The sequence below is a fragment of the Streptomyces sp. RLA123 genome (assembly GCF_056270165.1).
On record NZ_JBWDOR010000003.1, the window covers coordinates 4247425 to 4267228 of the forward strand.

At 71.9% G+C, this 19804-nt stretch carries 19 protein-coding genes and 3 pseudogenes; 13 read left to right on the forward strand and 9 right to left on the reverse strand.

All coding sequences use genetic code 11. The features are described 5' to 3' along the window. Positions 1-65: 65 nt before the first annotated feature. From RV983_RS19275 to ppk2, 4 genes are all read left to right on the forward strand, one after another. The gene (locus tag RV983_RS19275; protein WP_475987005.1) at positions 66-1607 is read left to right on the forward strand and encodes a substrate-binding domain-containing protein; all 1542 of its coding nucleotides are present in this window, start codon (positions 66-68) and stop codon (positions 1605-1607) included. A 98-nt stretch (positions 1608-1705) separates the two neighbouring features. After that, on the forward strand, positions 1706-2857 hold the full coding sequence (locus RV983_RS19280; protein ID WP_475987006.1) for an inorganic phosphate transporter: 1152 nt from the start codon (positions 1706-1708) through the stop codon (positions 2855-2857). 34 nt (positions 2858-2891) lie between these two features. Beyond that, positions 2892-3116 (forward strand): hypothetical protein, encoded by a 225-nt coding sequence (locus RV983_RS19285; RefSeq protein WP_475987007.1) that lies wholly within the window; start codon positions 2892-2894, stop codon positions 3114-3116. 13 nt (positions 3117-3129) lie between these two features. Next, complete coding sequence (gene ppk2, locus RV983_RS19290; protein WP_475987008.1) at positions 3130-4026, forward strand: polyphosphate kinase 2; 897 nt, start codon at positions 3130-3132, stop codon at positions 4024-4026. A gap of 79 nt (positions 4027-4105) precedes the next feature. On the opposite strand, the gene RV983_RS19295 is transcribed toward ppk2, so the two are convergent. From RV983_RS19295 to RV983_RS19305, 3 genes and pseudogenes are all read right to left on the reverse strand, one after another. Next, complete coding sequence (locus tag RV983_RS19295; protein ID WP_475987009.1) at positions 4106-6034, reverse strand: Ig-like domain repeat protein; 1929 nt, start codon at positions 6032-6034, stop codon at positions 4106-4108. A 303-nt stretch (positions 6035-6337) separates the two neighbouring features. Then, positions 6338-6793, reverse strand: coding sequence for a hypothetical protein (locus RV983_RS19300; RefSeq protein WP_475987010.1), 456 nt, complete (start codon positions 6791-6793; stop codon positions 6338-6340). 93 nt (positions 6794-6886) lie between these two features. Beyond that, positions 6887-7222: pseudogene (locus RV983_RS19305) on the reverse strand (hypothetical protein); the annotation flags it as partial. A gap of 127 nt (positions 7223-7349) precedes the next feature. Here RV983_RS19305 and RV983_RS19310 point away from each other — a divergent pair. The 9 genes and pseudogenes from RV983_RS19310 to RV983_RS19350 form a co-directional block, all read left to right on the forward strand. Continuing rightward, a pseudogene (locus RV983_RS19310) lies at positions 7350-7505 on the forward strand (MerR family DNA-binding transcriptional regulator); the annotation flags it as partial. 224 nt (positions 7506-7729) lie between these two features. Further along, a complete protein-coding gene (locus RV983_RS19315; protein ID WP_475987011.1) occupies positions 7730-8539 on the forward strand; it encodes a putative protein N(5)-glutamine methyltransferase in 810 nt (269 codons plus the stop codon). A 921-nt stretch (positions 8540-9460) separates the two neighbouring features. Next, a pseudogene (locus RV983_RS19320) lies at positions 9461-9763 on the forward strand (transglycosylase SLT domain-containing protein); the annotation flags it as partial. A gap of 179 nt (positions 9764-9942) precedes the next feature. After that, entirely contained in the window at positions 9943-10383 is a 441-nt protein-coding gene (locus tag RV983_RS19325) for a GntR family transcriptional regulator (protein WP_475987012.1), read from the forward strand. Then, entirely contained in the window at positions 10380-11315 is a 936-nt protein-coding gene (locus RV983_RS19330) for an ATP-binding cassette domain-containing protein (protein ID WP_475987013.1), read from the forward strand. Before RV983_RS19325 ends, RV983_RS19330 begins: the two co-directional genes overlap by 4 nt. Next, positions 11312-12319: an ABC transporter permease gene (locus RV983_RS19335; protein WP_475987014.1), complete on the forward strand. Its 1008-nt coding sequence runs from the start codon at positions 11312-11314 to the stop codon at positions 12317-12319. The genes RV983_RS19330 and RV983_RS19335 overlap by 4 nt, the downstream gene beginning before the upstream one ends. A 118-nt stretch (positions 12320-12437) precedes the next feature. Continuing rightward, positions 12438-13229, forward strand: coding sequence for a maleylpyruvate isomerase family mycothiol-dependent enzyme (locus tag RV983_RS19340; RefSeq protein WP_475987015.1), 792 nt, complete (start codon positions 12438-12440; stop codon positions 13227-13229). Between the two features lie 136 nt (positions 13230-13365). Then, positions 13366-13767, forward strand: a complete 402-nt coding sequence (locus tag RV983_RS19345; protein ID WP_475987016.1) for a hypothetical protein — start codon at positions 13366-13368, stop codon at positions 13765-13767. Positions 13768-13855: 88 nt separating this feature from the next. Beyond that, positions 13856-14557: a Clp protease N-terminal domain-containing protein gene (locus tag RV983_RS19350; RefSeq protein ID WP_475987017.1), complete on the forward strand. Its 702-nt coding sequence runs from the start codon at positions 13856-13858 to the stop codon at positions 14555-14557. A 75-nt stretch (positions 14558-14632) separates the two neighbouring features. Here RV983_RS19350 and RV983_RS19355 read toward each other — a convergent pair whose 3' ends face one another. The 6 genes from RV983_RS19355 to RV983_RS19380 all read right to left on the reverse strand — a co-directional run bounded on the left by RV983_RS19355 (position 14633) and on the right by RV983_RS19380 (position 19752). Next, the gene (locus tag RV983_RS19355; RefSeq protein WP_475987018.1) at positions 14633-15490 is read right to left on the reverse strand and encodes a class II glutamine amidotransferase; all 858 of its coding nucleotides are present in this window, start codon (positions 15488-15490) and stop codon (positions 14633-14635) included. A 167-nt stretch (positions 15491-15657) separates the two neighbouring features. Continuing rightward, positions 15658-16056 (reverse strand): TOBE domain-containing protein, encoded by a 399-nt coding sequence (locus tag RV983_RS19360; RefSeq protein WP_475987019.1) that lies wholly within the window; start codon positions 16054-16056, stop codon positions 15658-15660. An 82-nt stretch (positions 16057-16138) separates the two neighbouring features. Further along, positions 16139-17335 carry an ABC transporter permease gene (locus tag RV983_RS19365; protein WP_475987020.1) on the reverse strand — a complete coding sequence of 399 codons (1197 nt, stop codon included), beginning with the start codon at positions 17333-17335 and terminating at the stop codon, positions 16139-16141. After that, positions 17332-18042, reverse strand: a complete 711-nt coding sequence (locus RV983_RS19370; RefSeq protein WP_475987021.1) for an ABC transporter ATP-binding protein — start codon at positions 18040-18042, stop codon at positions 17332-17334. The genes RV983_RS19365 and RV983_RS19370 overlap by 4 nt, the downstream gene beginning before the upstream one ends. Beyond that, on the reverse strand, positions 18039-19148 hold the full coding sequence (locus RV983_RS19375; protein WP_475987022.1) for a hypothetical protein: 1110 nt from the start codon (positions 19146-19148) through the stop codon (positions 18039-18041). The genes RV983_RS19370 and RV983_RS19375 overlap by 4 nt, the downstream gene beginning before the upstream one ends. Further along, positions 19141-19752, reverse strand: a complete 612-nt coding sequence (locus tag RV983_RS19380) for a hypothetical protein (protein WP_475987023.1) — start codon at positions 19750-19752, stop codon at positions 19141-19143. The genes RV983_RS19375 and RV983_RS19380 overlap by 8 nt, the downstream gene beginning before the upstream one ends. Positions 19753-19804 lie beyond the last annotated feature (52 nt).

A 19804-nucleotide genomic window follows, 5' to 3' on the forward strand; every position in this document is an offset into this window, starting at 1 on the left:
TCCGACCGGACCGTCACCACGGGCACGGACGGCACCGCTGACACACGGGGGATGCGAGAACGCGCATGGGCGATTGGCTGAGTGCCGACAACATCGTGGCGGTGATGACCGCGATCGTCGGTCTGGTGGTCTCCGTCGGGGTGGTCTGGTACGAGCGCCGGGTGCCGCGCCGCAAGCGCATCGGCTACCGCGTCCAGATGGACACCCCGATCGGCAGCGACGACCCGGACGGCGAGGCCGGCGCGACCAACGTGCGGCTCGGTCTCTTCAACGACCTGCCGGACATGGTGGACGCCACCCTCGTCCTGCTCCGCATCGAGAACGACGGCGGCGAGAGCATCGCCGACAGCGACTACACCAACCGTGACCCGCACCGGGCACTCAATGTGGTCTTCGCCGGCCGTCTGGTCCGGGGTGTGGCCGTCACCCAGGTCGACGCCGGGGGGCTGATGGACCACTTCGCCCCGGCCGGCGGCGAGGGCGGGGTCCGCCACGAGGGCAACGTCATCCACCTCCCCCGCGTGCCGCTCAACCGCGGCCAGCACTACAAGCTGCTGGTGCTGCTCACCGGCGGCCACGTCGGCGGCGGGGTCCGGATCACCGGCGGCATCCGCGACGGCGTCGTCGTCCCCAACAAGGCGATGCCCGTCGACGCCTCGCCCCCGCTGTTCAGCCGTGCGACCCGGTGGATCACCATCCTGCTCACCGTCTGCGTCACGGTGCTGGCCACCATCATCGTCGTCCGTGAGGACGCGCCGCCGCCCATCGGCTGCGCCACGGGCAAGCTGACCGTCACCGGGTCCACGGCCTTCGCCCCGGTCATGCGGGATCTGGCCCACCGCTATGCCGCGGAGTGCGCCGACTCCGGGATCGGGGTCGACGCCAACGCCAGCGACCGGGGTGTCCGCGAGCTCGCGAAGGCCGGTGCGGCGGGCCACGGGTCCGCGGTCGTCGCCATGTCGGACGGCCCCGCGCCGGCCGGGTTCTCCCAGCTGGAGGAGCACCGGGTCGCCGTCTCCGCCTTCGCGCTCGTGGTCAGCGACGGCATACCCGTCAGGAACCTGTCGCTCGACCGGATACGCCGCATCTTCGACGGCTCCGTCGTCAACTGGAAGGACGTCGGGGGCCCCGACCGCGCGATCTCCCTCGTCAGCCGCAACGCCGACTCCGGTACCCGCGAGATCTTCCGCCGCCGTGTCCTCGCCGGCCGGGGCGAGCCCTCGTTCACCTCGCGCAACTGCGAGGACAAGAACTCCCCCGACGACACGGTGATCCGCTGCGAACTCGACAGCACCGCGGACGTCCTCTCCACCGTCGGCCGCCTCGACGGCGCGATCGGCTACGCGGAACTGGGCGCCGCCACCGCCTCCGAGGGCCTGCACACCGTGAGCATCAACGGCCGTGCCCCCTCGACCGGTTCCGACGGCGACGCCCGCTATCCCTTCAACGAGATCGAGTACGCCTACACCTTCGGCACCCCCGCCCCCGACAGCCTCACCGCCGGCTTCGTGGACTACATGCTCTACGGCCCCGGCCAGGACATCGTCAGGGCCCACGGCCACCTCCCCTGCTACGCCCCCGACGGCCTCGAACGCTGCGTCAGGTAGCTGTCCCGAGGGCATGCGCCTGCTCATGACAAGAAGTACCCGCGGGGGTCATGTGGGTGTCGCCCGGCGTACGTGTGGAGCCCTTTTCCTCAAGTGGCATGGACCACATCACGTTTCTCGTGGCGGTCGTGATCGTGACCGCGCTGGCCTTCGACTTCACCAACGGCTTCCATGACACGGCGAACGCGATGGCGACGTCCATCGCAACGGGAGCTCTGCGACCGCGTACCGCGGTCCTCATCAGTGGCGTGCTGAACATCGTGGGCGCCTTCCTGTCGACCGAGGTCGCCAGGACGATCTCCGGCGGGATCGTCGACGACACCCTGGTCACCCCGGGAATGATCTTCGCGGGGCTGGTCGGCGCGGTGCTGTGGAACCTCATGACCTGGCTGCTGGGGCTGCCCTCCAGCAGCTCGCACGCCCTGTTCGGCGGGCTCATCGGCGCCGTGTGGGTGGGCGCCGGCAGCAAGGGCGTGCACGTCGACAAGGTGGCCGAGAAGGTACTGATCCCCGCGGTCGCGTCTCCCCTGGTGGCGGGGATCGCGGCGCTGCTGGCGACGTACCTGGCGTACCGGATCACCGCGCGGGCGCGGCAGCAGTCGGTGACCCGCGGCTTCCGCCTCGGGCAGATCGCGTCGGCGTCGCTGGTGTCGCTGGCGCACGGCACGAACGACGCCCAGAAGACGATGGGCGTGATCACGCTGACGCTGATCTCCACTGGTGCCCTCGGGCACGACGCGGGGCCGCCGGTGTGGGTGATCGCGTCGGCGGGCCTGGCCATCGGGCTCGGCACGTACCTGGGCGGCTGGCGGATCATCCGCACCATGGGCAAGGGGCTCACCGACATCCAGTCGCCGCAGGGCTTCGCCGCGGAGGCGGCCTCCACGACGGTGATCCTCACCTCAGCGCACCTGGGCTTCGCGCTGTCGACGACGCAGGTGTGCTCGGGCGGCATCCTGGGCGCGGGGCTGGGCCGCCGCCTGGCCGAGGTGCGGTGGGGGACCGCGGGCCGCATGGTGATCGCCTGGCTGGTGACGCTGCCCGCCGCCGCGCTGGTCGGTGGCGTCTCGGCGAGCGTCGTACAGCACGGCGGCACCGCGGGCACCGTGGTGATCGCGCTGGTGGCGGTGGCGGTGGCCGCGTTCATCGTCGTGCTCTCGCGCCGCAACCCGGTGCACGCCCAGAATGTGAACGACACGCATACCGTGGCGCTGCGCCCCTCCGCGACCTCCGCCCCGTCGGCCGCCTGAGCGCGCCCGACCGCGTCCGACAAGGAGAAATGCGATGCAACTGGACTGGAGTGCCCTCGGCGAAGTGGCCGCCGTCAGCACCGGGGTTACGGTGGGTGTGGTCGTCGTCTTCGCACTCGGTGTCCTCGGCCTCTCCCGGGCCGAGGGCTCAGGGGACGGCGCGACCCTGTCGTATGCGACCGCGGGCCTGTGCTTCCTGGCCTGTGCCTCGGTCGTGGCGTACGGCATCTATCTGATCGTTCCGCAGTTCCACTCCTGAGAGGCGAGGCGACATGGCGACGCTCCCGCACCCCGCCGATCCGGACCTGCTGGCCGGTATGCAGGTCGACTACACCGACCAGGACGAGCCCGTGCTCATCCGCCCCGACGGCACCCCCGTCGAGACATGGCGGGAGAACTACCCGTACGACCACCGCATGGAGCGCAAGGAGTACGAGTGGCACAAGCGGCTCCAGCAGATCGAGCTGCTGAAGCTGCAGAGCTGGATCAAGGAGACCGGGCGCCGGCTGGTGATCGTCTTCGAGGGGCGTGACGCGGCCGGCAAGGGCGGCACCATCAAGCGGTTCACCGAGCACCTGAACCCGCGCGGTGCCCGGGTCGTCGCCCTGGTCAAGCCGACCGAGCGCGAGCGCGGCCAGTGGTACTTCCAGCGGTACGTCGACCACCTGCCGACGGCCGGCGAGATCGTCATGTTCGACCGTTCCTGGTACAACCGGGCCGGCGTCGAGCGCGTCATGGGCTTCTGCACGGACGACGAGTACCAGCGCTTCGTGCGCCAGGCGCCCGCCTTCGAGCGGATGCTCGTGGACGACGGCATCGACCTGGTGAAGTTCTGGTTCTCGGTGTCCCGCGACGAACAGCGCACCCGCTTCACCATCCGCCAGGTCGATCCCGTGCGGCAGTGGAAGCTCAGTCCCATGGACCTCGCGTCCCTGGACCGCTGGGACGACTACACCGCGGCGAAGGTCGCGATGTTCCGTGAGACGGACACCGAGCAGGCGCCCTGGACGGTCGTGAAGAGCAACGACAAGAAGCGCGCCCGCGTCGAGGCGATGCGCAGTGTGCTCGCCCGCTTCGACTATCCGGACAAGGACGAGGAGGTCGTCGGCGTCCCCGACCCGCGGATCGTCGGCGCCGCCGTCAACCTGCTGGAGGCGGGCGAGGTCTGACTCTCCGCGCTCTGCCCGGACATGGACGAGGCCGCCCCGAACCGATCGGGGCGGCCTCGTCCATGTGGTGCGTGGAACGTCACTTGGTGAAGTAGAAGTACTTCCAGGCGCCGTAGGTGGTGGTGTTCACGCTGTCGCCCGAGCTGCCCTTGATGTACGACGAGCGCATGCGGGCCCGGATGCCGGTCTCGCCCGGCGCCGGCACCTGGACCAGCGACTTGCCGCTGGTCCCCAGGTTGAAGTACTGCGGGTCGTTCGCGTACCAGTGGCCCTGGTAGTAGACCTCCAGCTCGAACCGCTGGGCGCGGCCGGCGTGGTAGGTCATGGTCGTGGTGAACCGCGGGTCGGTGTTCTTGTGGAACCAGTAGTACGTGGTCGAGCCGATCTTGCCGGTCTTGTAGTGCCGGGAGACGGAGGTGGAGACCTTGACCTGCGTACCGACCGAGCGGGACACCGACTTCGGCGCCGAGATGGCGTCACCGCCGAACGAGGCCCAGAAGGTGGTGTTGCGGGTGAGCTTGTAGGTCGTCTTCAGGTCGCCGGAGGAGTTGACCTTGCCGCTCTTGATCAGCTTCTTCGTGCCGTCGGCTGCCTTGGCGTAGATCGACACCACGCGGCTCTTGCCGGTCTTGCCGAGGTGCCCGGTGACGGTGGCCGTCGAACCGTAGGAGTAGGTCGAGTGGTTGGTCTTGACGCTGACCGAGGTGGCCGTGCGGGAGACCGCGACACTGTCCTTGCCCAGGGCGGCGGTGTGCGTGGCGTCGCCGTCGTAGTGGGCGGAGTAGGTGACGGTGCCGCCGGTGTACGGGGTGTCCGTGAAGCTGAACGTACCGTTGGACGCGACCGTCTTGCTGCCGAGCGACTTGCCCTTCGGGTCGGTCAGGTCGGTGCGGGTCACCGTGACCTTGGTGCCGGCGGGGAAGGGCAGGGCGGCCGTGAGCTTGCCGGTGACGGTGATCTTCGTCGCCCGCTTGGCGGTGGAGGGCGCACTCACCTTCAGGGTGGACTGCGCCTTGCCGGACGCGGCGAACGACTTGACGGTGTAGCCGCCGTTCACCGCCACGAGCCCGAAGATCCGCGAGGAGTCCGGGGCCCAGGCAAGGTCGGCCACGCCGCCCGTGCCGGTGGTGTAGGTCGACAGCGGCACGGTGGTGTTGGGCCGGTAGACCCGCACGCTGCTGCCGCTGCTCTGGGCGACCAGCCCGTTCGGCGCGATGTCGGCGTCCTGCCCGGAGGGGTAGGAGCCGGCGAGGGTGAACGTCCCGTTCGCGTAGGCGTTCCGGTCCCTGCCGTTGACCAGCACCTGGTGGGTGCCGGGGACGATGTCGATGTCGTGGATGCCGTTGTTGAGCGTGTAGTCGCCGTTGTGCCGGGCGACCTGCTGCGGCGTGGCGCCGGAGACGTCGAGTACGGCCAAGGAGTCGGTGGAGATGCCCGTCTCGCCGACGGCCAGCAGCCCGGGCGTGGACGGGTCGGTGTCCAGGAGCGCCTGACCCCAGACCTTGCCCGAGAACTGGCCGAGGGCCACCGCGTCGGTGCCGGCCGGGTCGGCTGCCGGGTCGACCGAACCCAGGTCGCCGTCCCACTGGTCGCCGTAGGTGAACCAGGCCTTGCCGCCGGAGAAGGCGATGTGGGTCGGGCCGTAGAGCGTGCCGACCGTGTAGCGGGCCTTGAGGTCGAGGGTGGCCGCGTCGAAGGCCATCACCTCGTGGACCTCCCGCGCCGCCGCGTAGAGGGTGGAGCCGTCGTCCGACACCGCCAGGTCGGAGACCCCGCTGACGCCGTTGACCGAGTCGACGAGGTTGCCGCTGTAGTCGGTTGCCAGGATCTCGCCGGATTCACTGTCACCGACGAAGACCCGCTTGACGGTGCCGTCCGCGACGATGCCGCCGGGCGAGGCGACGGTGGCGGAGGCGGCCGAGGCCGAGCCGGCCGTGATGACGCTCAGTGCCGCCGAGCTGAAGATGACCGCGAGCGCCGTAGCGGTCGAGATGCTGCGCGTACGCACAGTGCTGAATACCCCCCACAGGTATCCCGGCGGAGCCGGGGTGTCGAGAGCGTCGCACGACGCCCGTCGTCTCCGCCGATGTGCGGTGACGCCCAGGGTGCGGCTGCTCCGGTTGATCGTGGAAATGGCAGGGGACCCGTGGTCCCGCTGTCGGCAAGGGGAAACGCTACGTCATGCCTATGACAGCGGGCCACCGCTTATGGCGCCCTTGTCGATCCGTTACCACGGCTTCGTCGGGCGCTGGCCGTATCGTGCCCGATTCGATGCAGGGATTCGTACAACCATTGTGCGAGGCCGGTGTGTTCAGCCCTGTGCGACCCGTACGGTGACGGTCCACTCGCGCAGCCCCAGGCAGGCTACCTGGTCCGGGGCGGTGGGCTGGGCGCACAGGGGCTGGGTGGCGGTGAGGCGTGCCGTGCCGGGGGCGGCCGCGCGGTAAGCGGCGATGGTGTCACCGCGGGGGGCGCCGATGCCGGCGTTGCCGGCCCGCAGGGCGCCGCCCTCGAGGGTGACGGGGGACCAGGGGCGGTCGGCGCTGCCGTCGAGCGTGACACGGACCGTGGCGCCGGCGCTGACGCAGAGGGTGTGGCCGGTGTCGGCGGCGGTCAGGTCGAGCCGGGTGGGGCACGGCTTCACGCCGGTCGCCGGGCCGTCGCCCGGCCGGTCGCCGCCGCTGCCGCCGCAGGCGGTGAGCACGAGCGCCGAGAGGGTCGCCGCGACGGTGGCTGCCGGCCGGTGCAGTCGGTGCAGTCGGTGCATGGATGAACCTCCTTTTCTCTGTGACGTGTCCCGGACGTAAAAGGGTCCCGGCCGCCTCGCGGCGACCGGGACCCCACGCGCGGAGGAAGGGGCTCAGCCGGTGGTCAGGGCGGTGTCGTCGACCACGAAACTCGTCTGGAGGGAGGAGTCCTCGGCGCCGGTGAACTTCAGGGTGACGGTGGAGCCGGCGAAGGAGGACAGGTCGAAGCTCTTCTGGGCGTACCCGGTGGCCTTGTTGAGGTTGGAGTACGTGGCCAGGGTGGTGGACCCGGCCGTGACGGTGAGCTTGTCGTAGGCCGAGGCCGTGGTGGTCTCGGCGGTGTCGATGTGCAGCCAGAAGGTGAGGGTGGCCCGGCAGCCGCTCGGGACGGTCACCGACTGGGTGAGCGTGTCGGTGTGCGTGGAGCCGTAGCCGTCCAGCCAGGCCTTGACGAGCCTCGGGTCCCCGTGCGCCGGCCCGATTTCCGTAGGGTTTCCCCTGTACGCCCCCCTGTACGCCCCGCTGTGGCCGCGCCCGCCTCGACCTTGTCGCAACGTCAAGGTCTCCACTGGCCCCATGCGCATCGGAGAACTCGCCGCCCTCGCCGGGGTCAGCCCCCGCACGGTCCGGCGCTACCACCGCATCGGGCTGCTGCCCGAGCCCGCGCGCCGCGTCAACGGCTACCGCGACTGCGGGCTGCGCGATGCCGTCGAGCTCGCCCGCGTCCGGCGGCCGGCCGCACGCTGCGCTTCCACGCCGACGACCCCGTGCCGCCGTCGCCGCCCTGGGCTGGGCGGGGCGTGGGGGTTCCGGTAACGTGGCGTCGCCAGCAGTGGACGGACCGAGGAGGTGAGACCCATTACCGCCATGTCAGGTTGGGTGCTCCCTTCGTACGGCTCTGCTGCCACCCCGGCGTAGGAGACCGCGAGCGCCCTTCGGTATCCCGAAAGGCCCTCATGCCCGCATTGCCTCCTTCCGTGCCCACCCCGGCCGATCACCAGGCCGTCGTCACGGCGCTCCGCGCCGCCGGCTGCGTCTTCGCCGAGGACGAGGCGCGACTGCTCCTCTCCGCCGCCGGGACCCTCGCCGAGCTCGCCGTCATGGTCGAGCGCCGCGCGGCCGGCTTCCCCCTCGAACAGGTCGTCGGCTGGGCCGAGTTCCGTGGTCTGCGTATCGCCGTCGACCCCGGGGTCTTCGTGCCGCGGCGCCGTACCGAGTTCCTCGCCGCCGAGGCCGCCCGCCTGGCCCGCCCCGGCGCGGTCGTCGTCGACCTGTGCTGCGGGACCGGCGCGGTGGGCGCCGCGCTGGCCGCCGAGGTGGAGCGGCCGCGGCTGTACGCCGCCGACATCGACCCCGCCGCGGTGGCCTGCGCCCGGCGGAACCTCGCCGCCGCCGGTGGCGTCGTCCACGAGGGCGACCTCTACGAACCGCTGCCCGCGCGGCTGCGCGGCCACGTCGACATCCTCGTCGCCAACGCCCCGTACGTCCCCACCGACGCCGTCGGACTGCTCCCCGCCGAGGCCCGCGACCATGAACCGCGCACCGCCCTCGACGGCGGTCCCGACGGCCTTGACATCCTCCGCCGTGTCATAGCCCGGGCCCCCGGCTGGCTGGGCCCGGGCGGCCACCTCCTCTTCGAGACGGGGGAGCGGCAGGCCCCGGCCGCGGTCGCCGCGGTCAGCGGGGCCGGCCTCCGCGCGCGCGTCGCGGTCTCCGAGGAATGGCACGCCACGGTGATCGTCGGCACCGCGGCCCCGGTGGTATAAGGGTCCGCGGAGAAAAGTCCCGGCGGTCATGGGACCAAGGTCCCGCCGATGCGCTATCGAAAGGCCCGGCCACTGAAAGGCGGAAAGTAAGAAAGCGGGAAAGCGCGAGAGGGAGAAAGTCCCGGCCCCCGGAGTGGAAAGTCCTGGCGCCCGGACGGGAAAGTCTCCCGCCCGCCTGAAGGGGAATCCTCTGGCCTCTCCGGCCGGTTCCCGCGCGTCCCCTTTCTGCCGCGCCCGCGCGGGCGCGCGAGCACGCGTGAAGGGGGGTGACCCTCGCCCGGCGGCGGTGCCGGCGAGCGTCGGTCGTGAAGGGCCGCCGTCCCGGCACGGACGTGCCGGGACGGCGGCCCTTCCTGCGTTCGCCCAGGTCCACGAGGGGAATCTGCCCTGCCTCAGCCCTCTGCGGGGGCGGTGTCCGTACGACGCGGAGGCCGCGGGACGCCGCCGCCGCCCAAGAGGGGTCACGTCGTGCCACCGCAGGGGCGCGCAGCGCGACATCGCCCCGAAATTCGTGACTGGGGTCACGTGACGCCGGTCACGCGATGGGTGGTTTGTAGGGGTCTGCGTGTGACGTAGCAGATATGGCGTGCGCCACAGTCCGGGCCGTTTAGTAGTCGGCGGCCCTCAATTTCCGTGCGGTGACTGGGTGGCGGGACTTTAGGCCCTGAAGCCACTACTAATCGCGGTCGTAACAGGGGGCATTGACCCCCGCCAGGAATTCGGCCAACAATTCATGGCGTACCCCACGGAAAAGGAAAGAAACGAATGCAGATCTCCGCCATGACGAAGTTCGCCTCCGCCGCCAAGGCCAAGAAGATCTCCCTCGGCGTCGTCGCTGCCAGCGCCGCCGTCGTCGCCGGTGGAGTGGCGATGGCCCCCACCGCTTCCGCCGCTCCGACGCACTCCGGCTCCGTCAACGCCTGGATCAACCAGAGCCTGGAGATCATGCACAAGAACGGCATCCCGGGTTCGTACAACGGCATCTACAAGAACCTGATGCGCGAGTCCTCCGGCAACCCCCAGGCCATCAACAACTGGGACAGCAACGCCGCCAAGGGCATCCCGTCGAAGGGCCTCATGCAGGTCATCGACCCGACGTTCAACACGTACCACGTGGCCGGAACCTCGCACAACATCTACGACCCGGTCGCGAACATCACCGCTGCCTGCAACTACGCGGCCCACCGCTACGGTTCGATCGACAACGTCAACTCGGCCTACTGAGGCCGCGCGCGACAGCGCCCACGCGAGAGCCCGTGAAGAGTGCCCCCGGCAGTGCCACTGCCGGGGGGCGCTCTTTTTTGTGGGTCCGGACCGGTTCCCGGGTCCGTGCTTGACACCGTCGCGAGCCCCGGCGCATCATCGTTCCACTAATCAAGTAGTGGAATGGTGGTGCTGGGAACGTGGAGTTCCGCATCGACCGGCGGAGCGGCGTCGCCGCCTACCAGCAGATCGTCCAGCAGACCAAGCAGGCGCTGCGGCTCGGTGTGCTGGTGCCCGGGGACCGGCTGCCGACCGCCAAAGAGGTCGCGGAGCACAGCGCGGTCAACCCCAACACGACGCTGAAGGCCTATCGCGAGCTGGAGCGGGAGGGGCTCGTCGAGCCCCGGCCGGGTCTGGGGACGTTCGTCCGCCGGTCGCTGGCCCGCCCGCAGGCCGGGCCTGACTCGCCGCTGCGCGGCGAGCTGGACGCGTGGATGCTCAGGGCCCGTGCCGCGGGCCTGGAGCGGGACGACGTGACCGCCCTGGTCACATCGGTACTGGAGCAGCGGTACGCCGATCCCCTGGCGGCCGCCGCGGGCGCGGAAACGCACGGGAACACGGAAAGCGGGAAGCACGGATGAGTGACGGCATGGATCTTCCGGGACCACCGGAGGAGTCGGCGATCGAGGCCTTCGGCGTCGGGAAGCAGTACCGGCGCGGCTGGGCGCTCCAGGACTGCTCCTTCCGGCTGCCGGCCGGCCGGATCTGCGGTCTGGTGGGGCCCAACGGAGCGGGCAAGACGACGCTGATGAGCATCGTCGCCAATCTGCTGGCGCCGACCGCCGGCACGCTGCGCGTGTTCGGCGCGGCCCCCGAGTCGGCGGAGGCCGGTCGCCGGATCGCGTTCCTCGCCCAGGAGAAGCCGCTGTACCGGCGCTTCACCGTGGCCGAGACGCTGCGCATGGGCCGCGAGCTGAACCCGGGCTGGGACCAGGCCGCCGCCGAGGGCATCGTGCGCGCGGGGAATGTGCCGCTGAACGCGCGGGTCGGCACCCTGTCGGGCGGCCAGCGCACCCGTGTCGCCTTCGCCGTCGCGTTCGGCAAGCGCCCCGACCTGCTGCTGCTGGACGAGCCGCTGTCCGACCTGGACCCGCTGGTGCGCCACGAGATGATGAGCCTGCTGATGGCCGAGGTCGCCGAGCACGGCACGACCGTCCTGATGTCCTCGCACATGCTCGCCGAGCTGGGCAGCATCTGCGACTACCTCATGGTCATCGCGGGCGGCGGGCTCCGTCTCGCCGGCGATGTGGACGAACTGCTGTCCGCGCACGCCCTGCTGACCGGCGTCGCCGAGGGCGGTTCTGGCCTGCCGGCCGGCCTGGAGCGGCACACGTTCGTCGAGTCCCGGGTCAACGGGCGGCAGTTCACCGCCCTCATACGCCCCGACGGTCCGGTCGGTGCCCCGTGGCAGACCGACACCCCGAACCTGGAGGAACTCCTGCTCGCGTACCTGCGCAACCCCGGGGCGCCCGCGCTGATCAGCCCCACGGCCCGGGTGGCGGTGGCGGCATGAGCACCGTGACCGACCCCAGGAGCACCGCCGCGGCCCCGGCCGCGAAGAGCCCGCGCCGCCCCCACCTGAGCGGCATGACCTGGCTGGTGTGGCGGCAGCACCGCGCCGCGTACTGGACCCTGGTCGCCCTCACCCTGGCCTGCCTGGCCGGTGTCGCGTGGCAGCGGTCCCGGCTGACGGACTACCTCGCGCAGTACGGCTGGCCCCACCTGAAGGGCGACGAGTGGGTCCAGGGCTTCAACGCCTACTCCCAGCAGCTGGCCCAGGCGGGCCTGGCGCTCAGCTGCGTCCCCGTGCTCCTCGCTGTCTTCGTCGGCGCCCCGCTGCTCGCCCCCGACCTGGAGAGCGGCACCGCGAAACTGGTCGCCGCGCAGTCCGTGAGCCGGGTGCGGTGGATCGGCACCAAGCTCGTCATCACCGGGGTCCTCCTGGTGGCCGGCATGGCGCTGATCTCGGCCGCGTACACCTGGTGGTGGGCTCCCGTGAAGAGCCAGGCGCCCTGGACGGACGGCATTTACTTCAACACCACCGGTCCGGTCGCGGTGGCGCTCACCGTCTTCCTCGTCGCCCTCGGCGTCCTCGTCGGCATGCTGGCGCGGCGCACGCTGACGGCGATGGTGGTGACCTTCTTCGTCTCGATCGCCGTGGAGGTCGCCTGGAGCCTGTCCCGGATGAACCTGGGCTCCACGATCACCGCGACCACCCACCACGCCGCGGGTCTGCCGGGCGATCAGCCCGCGCTGCCCGCCGGCGCGTACGAGATCGACTCCAACTACGTGACCGGCTCGGGCAAGCTGATGGGCTGGGGCACGTGCGCCCACGAGGCGAACGAGAAGGCCGTCGAGGTCTGCCTGCGCAAGGCGGACGTGGTCGGCTGGTCCACCGATTACCTGCCGATCTCGCAGCTGTCGTCGATGCAGTGGCTCGGTGCGGGCATCCTGTTCGGCCTCACCGCCGTCGTCGTCGCGGTCATCGTCGTCCGGGGCCGCAGGCGACTGGTCTGACCCCTCCCGGATCCCGGCCCTCCGGACCCGGCCCGCGCCCCTCACCAGGGCGGGGTTCGGGTCCGGAGCGCGTCACGGGCCTTTACAGACGTACCCGCCTCGGCCACCCTTCTCCTCCATGACATCCGCCGCACCGCAGGTCACCGCAGCCGTCCACGCCACCGCCGGGCGGATCGCCGAACTGCTCCGCGCCGGTGCGGACCCTGCCGTACGCATCCCCGGGGCGCGGTGGACCGTGGGCGAGGCGGCGGCGCACCTGATGCTGGCCAACGAGCTGATGGCGGAGCTCGCGCAGGGCCACGAGAGGCCCTACGGCGACGGCACCCCCGGCAGCCTCGCGGCCGCCAACGCGGCCTCGCTGGAGGCGTTCACCGAGCGCGACCCGACGGTGCTGGCCGAGGGCATCGTGCGCCACGCCGGGGCGTTCGCCGACGCCGCGGCCGTCCGCCCGGCCGGGCAGCCCGTCGTCACCCCGCTCGGCCCGATGGACCTGGCCACCCTCGGGTCGTACCTGGTGGCGCACATGCTCGGCCACGGCTGGGACATCGCCGCCGCGCTGCGCCGCCCGCACATGATCGACGCGGCGGCCGTGGAGGCGACCGTGCCGTTCGTCATGGCCGCGATGCCCCGCGTCCTCAGCGCCGCGGCCGCCGGCCACTCCGCCTGCTACGACCTGCGGGTCCGCGGCGGTTCGCGCTTCGCCGTCACCTTCACCGACGGTGCGGCGCGGGTCACGCCGGAACTCCCGGGCCGCCCCGATGTGACGATCCTCGCCGAGCCCGTGACGTTCCTGCTCATCGCGCTCGGCCGCCGCACCGCGACCGGCGCCGTGGCCCGCGGCAAGATCCTCGCCTGGGGGCGCAGGCCGTGGCTCGCGCCGAACTTCCCCTCGCTGTTCACCGCGCCCTGAGGCGGGCCGCACGCGGCACTTGGTGGACTGCTGGCCGTTGTTCAAGCCTTCTCGCTGCGGATTCCGATCCGCCGGGGAGGCTTTTTTCATGCCGCGCGGGCCCCCCGCTGCGGACCCCTTCCCGGACAGGAGATTCATGCCGGACCTGTGTGGACGCCTCGCCGACGCGGGCGACCGCCCGCTGGTGGAGCGCCTCCGGTTGATGTTCCGCCACGACATGTCCGGATTCGGCGGCGTCGTGCCGAACCCGGACCGGACCGTCCGGGGCGATCGGCTCCACGCGGCGTTCGGCGGTGCCGGGCGGGAGGCGGGCGCGCGTCCCGCCGACAGCGAGGCGGTGCGCGCGGTCGCCCGCGCGCACCGTGCGTCGGCGGCGCAGATCCGTCCGGTGTGGACGCTTCGGCAGGGGCCGCACGTGCCGGCCATCGCGGGGACCGGCGATCCGGATCACCTCGTCGCGAACGTCGCCGCCGGCGCGATCCGGCTCTCGGACGACGACATGGCGCTCCTCCGGCCTCGCGGCCAGGACGGCTCATGAACCCCGGCCGCGTCGCGGTTCGGCGCTCCCGAATCCCATCGTCAACTTCGGGTTGACGATTCTCCATGCGTCAACCTACCGTTGACGCATGACGCAACCCATTCGGCTCGACGACCTGATCGAGGCCATCAAGAAGACCCACCCCGACGCGCTCGACCAGCTCTCCGACGCGGTCCTCGCCGCGGAACACCTCGGAGAGGTCGCCGACCACCTCATCGGCCACTTCGTCGACCAGGCCCGCCGTTCCGGCGCCTCCTGGACCGACATCGGCAAGAGCATGGGCGTCACCAAGCAGGCCGCCCAGAAGCGCTTCGTCCCCGACCTCGACCCCAGTCAGGGCTTCAGCCGCTTCACCCCCCGCGCGCGCAACACCGTCATGGCGGCCCACACCGAGGCCCGTACCGCCGGCAACACCGAGGTGGCCCCCGAACACCTCGCCCTCGGCCTGCTCGCCGAACCGGAGGGCATCGCCGCCCGCGTCTTCACCGCGCAGGGCCACGCCCTCCCCGCCGTCCGCGAACACCTCGCCGCCGCCCTGCCCCCCGCCGCAGGCCAGGTCCCCGAGGTCGTCCCCTATGACCTCCGCTCCCGCAAGGCCCTCGAACTCACCTTCCGCCAGGCCCTGCGCCTCGGCCACAACTACGTCGGCACCGAGCACATCCTGCTCGCCCTCCTCGAACTCGAGGACGGCACCGGCCCCCTCACCTCCCTCGGCATCGACAAGTTCACGGCGGAGACCGCCGTCACCGAAATGGTCGCCGCGGCGACCGCCGCCCGCGGCGGGGAGTGACCGGACGGCCGCGGCACCGCCCGGGCATGCCAGGTCAGCCCGTACGGCCCGGTGTCCGGTGCGGGGCGCCTGCCTTCATACAAGCGCCGTGTCGCGCGGGTCGACCGGCAGCGGGGTGAAGGGCAGCAGTTCGTCGCGGCCCGGCTGTACGACGCCGTACGTGCTCTCCGGCATCTCCTGCCAGGCGTCCGGCAGGTCGCCCAAGGGCTCGGAGACCACCAGCCGGGTCGACGGGGAGACGTCCTGCAGCCACCACAGGTCGGGGTGCAGTTCCTCCAGGGACTTCACGCGGCTGCTGAAGAACAGCGAGCGCGATGCGCCCTCGCTGGAGTAGCGGAACGCCCACAGACGTTCGCCGTCGGTCACGGCCACGGTCATCTGCATCGGGAACTCCACCCCGTGCTCGTGGCCGATCCCTTCCACCAGGCCCACCATGCGTGCGACGGCGGTCGGCGCGTCCTGGTCCAGGCCGAAGCTGAGGGCGAGCAGGAACATCACCTCGGAGTCGGTGGACCCTTCCAAGCGGGAGAACAGCACGGGATCGATGGCGAGCGACAGGTCGCGGCGCAGCCGGTGGAAGTCGGTGATCGCGCCGTTGTGCATCCACAGCCAGCGGCCCAGTCGGAAGGGGTGGCAGTTGGTCTGCTGGATCGCGGAGCCCGTGGAGGCCCGCACATGGGCGAAGAAGGTCGGCGAGGTGACGTGGTGCGCGATCTCCCGCAGATTGCGGTTGTTCCAGGCCGGGCCGGTGTCGCGGATGATCGCCGGGGTCTCCAGTCCGGAGGAGTACCAGCCGATGCCGAAGCCGTCGCCGTTGGTCGTCTCGACACCCATGCGGGAGTGCAGGCTCTGGTCGATCAGAGAGTGCTGGGGCTTGTACAGAATGTTGTCGAGCAGCATCGGGGTGCCCGAGTAGGCCAGCCACCGGCACATCAGCATCACCCTCTTCCCCGGGTGTCCCCTCTTTCTCCCCCTTCTACCTCTTTACCCCTCCTCGCGTCCCGCCGCAGGGCGAAGCCCGGACCGGCGCGCACTCCTGCTCGACCTCCGCGTCGGCGGGCAGCGCGTCCTGACAGGTCCGGCGGGGGCCGGCGGGGCCGTCAGACCGTGTCGATGTGCACGTTGGTGGACTTCACGCGGGCGGTGGCCTCCATGCCGACCTCCAGGCCGAGTTCCTCCACGGCCTCCCGGGTGAGCAGGGAGACCAGCCGGTGCGGGCCGGCCTGGATCTCCACCTGGGCCGCGACGTCGCCGAGCTTCACGGCGATGACGATGCCGGGGAAGGCGTTGCGGACCGAGGTGTGCGGCACCTCGTCCTCGCCGCCCCCCCCGGTGCGGGCGAGCTCCACCGAGAACGCGGCGAGGTCGCGGCCGTCGATGAGCCGGCGGCCGCCCTCGTCGCGGTGCGTGGCGACCCGGCCGGCGTCGGCCCACCGGCGCGCGGTGTCGGGGCTGACGCCGAGCAGCCGGGCCGCCTGGCCGATGGTGTAGGAGGGCATGTCGGATTCCTCTCGCCTCGGCCCGACGATATCCCGCCCCCTGCCCCGGGGGCGGGGCACCACCGCCCGCCCCCGGGGCGCGTCACACCGCCGCCAGGGCCTCCGTCGGGGGCAGCCGCGAGGCGCGGACCGCGGGGTAGACGCCCGCGGCCGCGCCCACGACGACCGCGCCGAGCACGCCCGCGGCGAGGGCGAGCGGCGGCAGGACCGGCGGCCACGACCGGGAGAGCGCGTATCCGGCCGTCGCCGCCGCGCCCAGCACGGTGCCGGTCAGCCCGCCCAGGACCGACAGCGCGACGGACTCCGCGAGGAACTGCCCGCGGATCTGGCGGCGGTTGGCGCCCAGGGCCCGTCGCAGCCCGATCTCCCGGCGCCGCTCCAGCACCGAGACCACCATGGTGTTCGCCACGCCGATCCCACCGACCAGCAGGGCGACCCCCGCCAGGCCCAGGAAGAGGGCCGAGAAGGTGTGCTGCGTGGCGCGCTTGGCGGCCAGCGCGTCCGAGGGGCGGCTGACCTGCACCAGGCCCGGCAGTTCGGGGTTGACGGTCGCGGGCAGTACGTCGCGTACCGCCTCGATCCGCGACTCGGCCGCCCTCACGTAGATCACCGTGGGATGGCCGTCGAAGCCGAGCGTGTCGCGGGCCGCGTCCCAGCCGACCAGGACGGAGGTGTCCAGTTCGGGGGTGAGCGGCATCGGCCGCAGCAGGCCGATCACGGTGAACGCGTGTCCGTCGATGGACACCAGTGGCTCGCTGCCCGGGACGATCCGGTCGAAGCCCAGCCGGGACGCGGCGCGCTGTCCCAGGACGGCGGTGGGGAAGTGCTCGGTGGCGGGGGTGAGGAACCGGCCCGACCGTACGCTGCCGCCGATCGTGCCCAGCAGGTTGGTCCTGGCGGCCAGGACGCTCATGCCGATCGAGTCGTTGGGATCGGCCAGATCGGAACGCCGCACCGTCGTATGGGTGTTGGCGACCGCGGTCGCGCTGGTGACGGGTCCGATGCGGGCGGCCATGGCGTCGGCGGCCTCGGGGAGCAGCGCTTGCGTCCCGCCGCCCGACGGCGGGGGCTGCGCGCGCAGCATGTTGGTGCCGAGCGCGGACAGTTCGTCCATCAGCGCCCGCTGGCTGGAGGCGGGGATGCCGGTGACCACGACGAGCGTCGCGATGCCGATCGCGATGCCCAGCGCGGACAGTGCGGCGCGCGTCCTGCGGGTGCGCAGACCCAGCAGGCCCAGCCGCAGGACGTCGAGGGGGGCGAGCCTGATGCGCTGGTTCATGCGGGGCTCCCGGCGGGGGTGCGGGTGGTGTCGGAGGACACCCGGCCGTCGCGCAGTTCGACCCGGCGTGGCAGCCGGGCGGCGATGTCCCGGTCGTGGGTGATGACCGCGATGGTGGTGCCCTCCCGGTTGAGTGCGGTCAGCAGGTCCAGCACGGCCTGCCCGTTGGTGCTGTCCAGTGCCCCGGTCGGCTCGTCGGCGAGCACCAGCGCGGGCTCGTTGACCAGGGCGCGGGCGATGGCGACCCGCTGCCGTTCGCCGCCGGACAGCTGGTGCGGCAGATGGCGGGTGCGGTGCGCCAGGCCCACCCGGGCCAGTGCCTCCTCGGCGCGCGGGCGCCGCAGCCGGCGCGGCACGCCCCCGTACAGCAGGCCGGTGGCGACGTTCTCCGTCGCGTCGAGGCCGTCGGTGAGGTGGAAGTGCTGGAAGACGAAGCCGAGCAGCCGGGCGCGCAGCGCGGACAGCCGCCCGTCGTCCAGCCCGGAGACGGCGTGCCCGGCGATCTCGACGGTGCCGGAGGTCGGCCGGTCGAGGGTGCCCATGATGTGCAGCAGCGTGGACTTGCCGGACCCGGACGGGCCCAGGATGGCCAGCAGTTCGCCCTCCCCGACGGTGAGCGACACCTGGTCCAGCGCCGTGACGCCGCCGGGGTAGGCCTTGCTCACCTCGTGCACGACGAGGACCGGCGCGGCAGGGGGCCGGCTCATGAGGCCGTCACCACGGTCATGCCCTCGGTCACGCCCGTTCCGCTGATCTCCACCACGCCGTCGGAGAACATCCCGGTCTCCACCGCGACCAGGGCGCCCCCGGGCCGCTGCACCGCGTACCCGCCCTCGCGGAGCGCGACGAGCGCGGTGACGGGGACGGTGAGGACGCCCTTGCGTTCTGTGCTGGTGAACAGGACCTGCACGGAGGCCGAGTCCAGCGCCTGCACGTCCGCGGCCCGCCGCGGCACGACGGTGACGGCGACCGTGGGCGGTCCGGCCTGCGCCTGATCCTCCTCCGAGGAGCCGCCCTGGACGGCGCGGGCGACCACGGTGACCGTGGCCGGGATCTCCTGGTTGTCGGGCAGCGTGACGGTGACGGCCTGACCGGTGTGGACGCTGCCCACGTCGGTGGCGTCCACGGTGACCGACACCGACTTGGCCGTCGAGGTGTACGTCAGCAGGTCCCCCTCCACGGGGTCCCCCAGGACGGCGGTGACCGTGTTCACCCGTACGGGCCCCGGCAGGACCACGGCGCGGCCGAGTGGGAGGGTGCCGGTCGCCTCCCGGCCGGTGTCGCGCTGCCACCGCTTGAGCGCGGCGCTCAGGGCGGGGGTGAACTCGTCCCCGCCGCCCGCGCCGCGGGACGACCAGCCGGTGTCCCCGGTGTCGTACCCCAGGGCCCTGAGGTTGTCGGCCAGCATGGTGACGTCACGGCCGTGCAGACCCGGCTTGTCCAGCGCGCGGAAGAACGGGGTGTCGCCGAAGAAGACCGTGACGGGCTGGTCGTCCACCCAGTACAGGGGCTTGCCGCGAGCCGCCCGCGTACCGGGGGAGGGCAGCCGGGTGACCATGCCCGCGCCCTTGCCGCGCAGGGGCAGCGGCCGGCCGTAGCCGAGGGAGCCGGGCATCGTGCGCCGGGTCGAGAGGTCGGCCCTGGCCACCTTGGCCGTGTGGACGCGGACCGGGTCCTCGGGCGCGGTCTCGTGACTGCCGGACCGCGCGTTCCAGGCGACGGTGCCCGCCCCGGCCGTGCCGGTGGTCAGCAGGACCGCCAGGGCCACCGTGAAGCGGCGCCGGCGGCGCACGTGGAGGCGGTGCTCAGCCATTGCCGCCGCCGAAGGACTTCACCTTGCAGCTCAGGTCGAGGTCTGCCATCTTCTCGTCGCTCATGCCGCGGTGGCTGTCGTTGAACGTCCAGCCGGTGTTGCCCGGCAGCGCCGTGACGTGCAGGCCCCCGTCGTTGAGGCAGGCGACGTAGTCGCGGTAGTCCTCGTCGAAGTGCGGGTTGGTCTCCCGCTCGGTCTCGGGCGGCTGCTGCGGCATCTTCCCGGCGCAGGCTTTTTCGGCGGCTTTGGCGGTGGGGCTGTTGTCGTTCTGGTCGACGGAGTAGGGGCCGCGGCCGAGGATCATCTTGTGCCCGTGCTCCTTCAGGCACTTCCAGTAGCCCTGCCAGTAGACCTGTGTCTCTGCGTCGGTCATGTCGAGGCGGAGCTGCGGCCGGCCCTGGTCGTTCGGGTTTGTGGTGGGGGTGGCGGCCGAGGAGGAGGTCGTCCCGGTGGCGGGGGCGGACGGTGTCGGCAGGGAGGCGACGTCGTCCTTCGCGGTGGTGTCGTCGGCCGGTGAGGGGGAGCCTCCGCAGCCGGCGAGCAGCACCGCGGCGGCGAGTACGGCGGCGGCCCCCAAGGAGCGGGCGATGCGTGAACGGGTCATGCCGCCCCATCGTGGGCGGCGAATGTGGGGAACCTGTCAGGAAGCGTTCGCG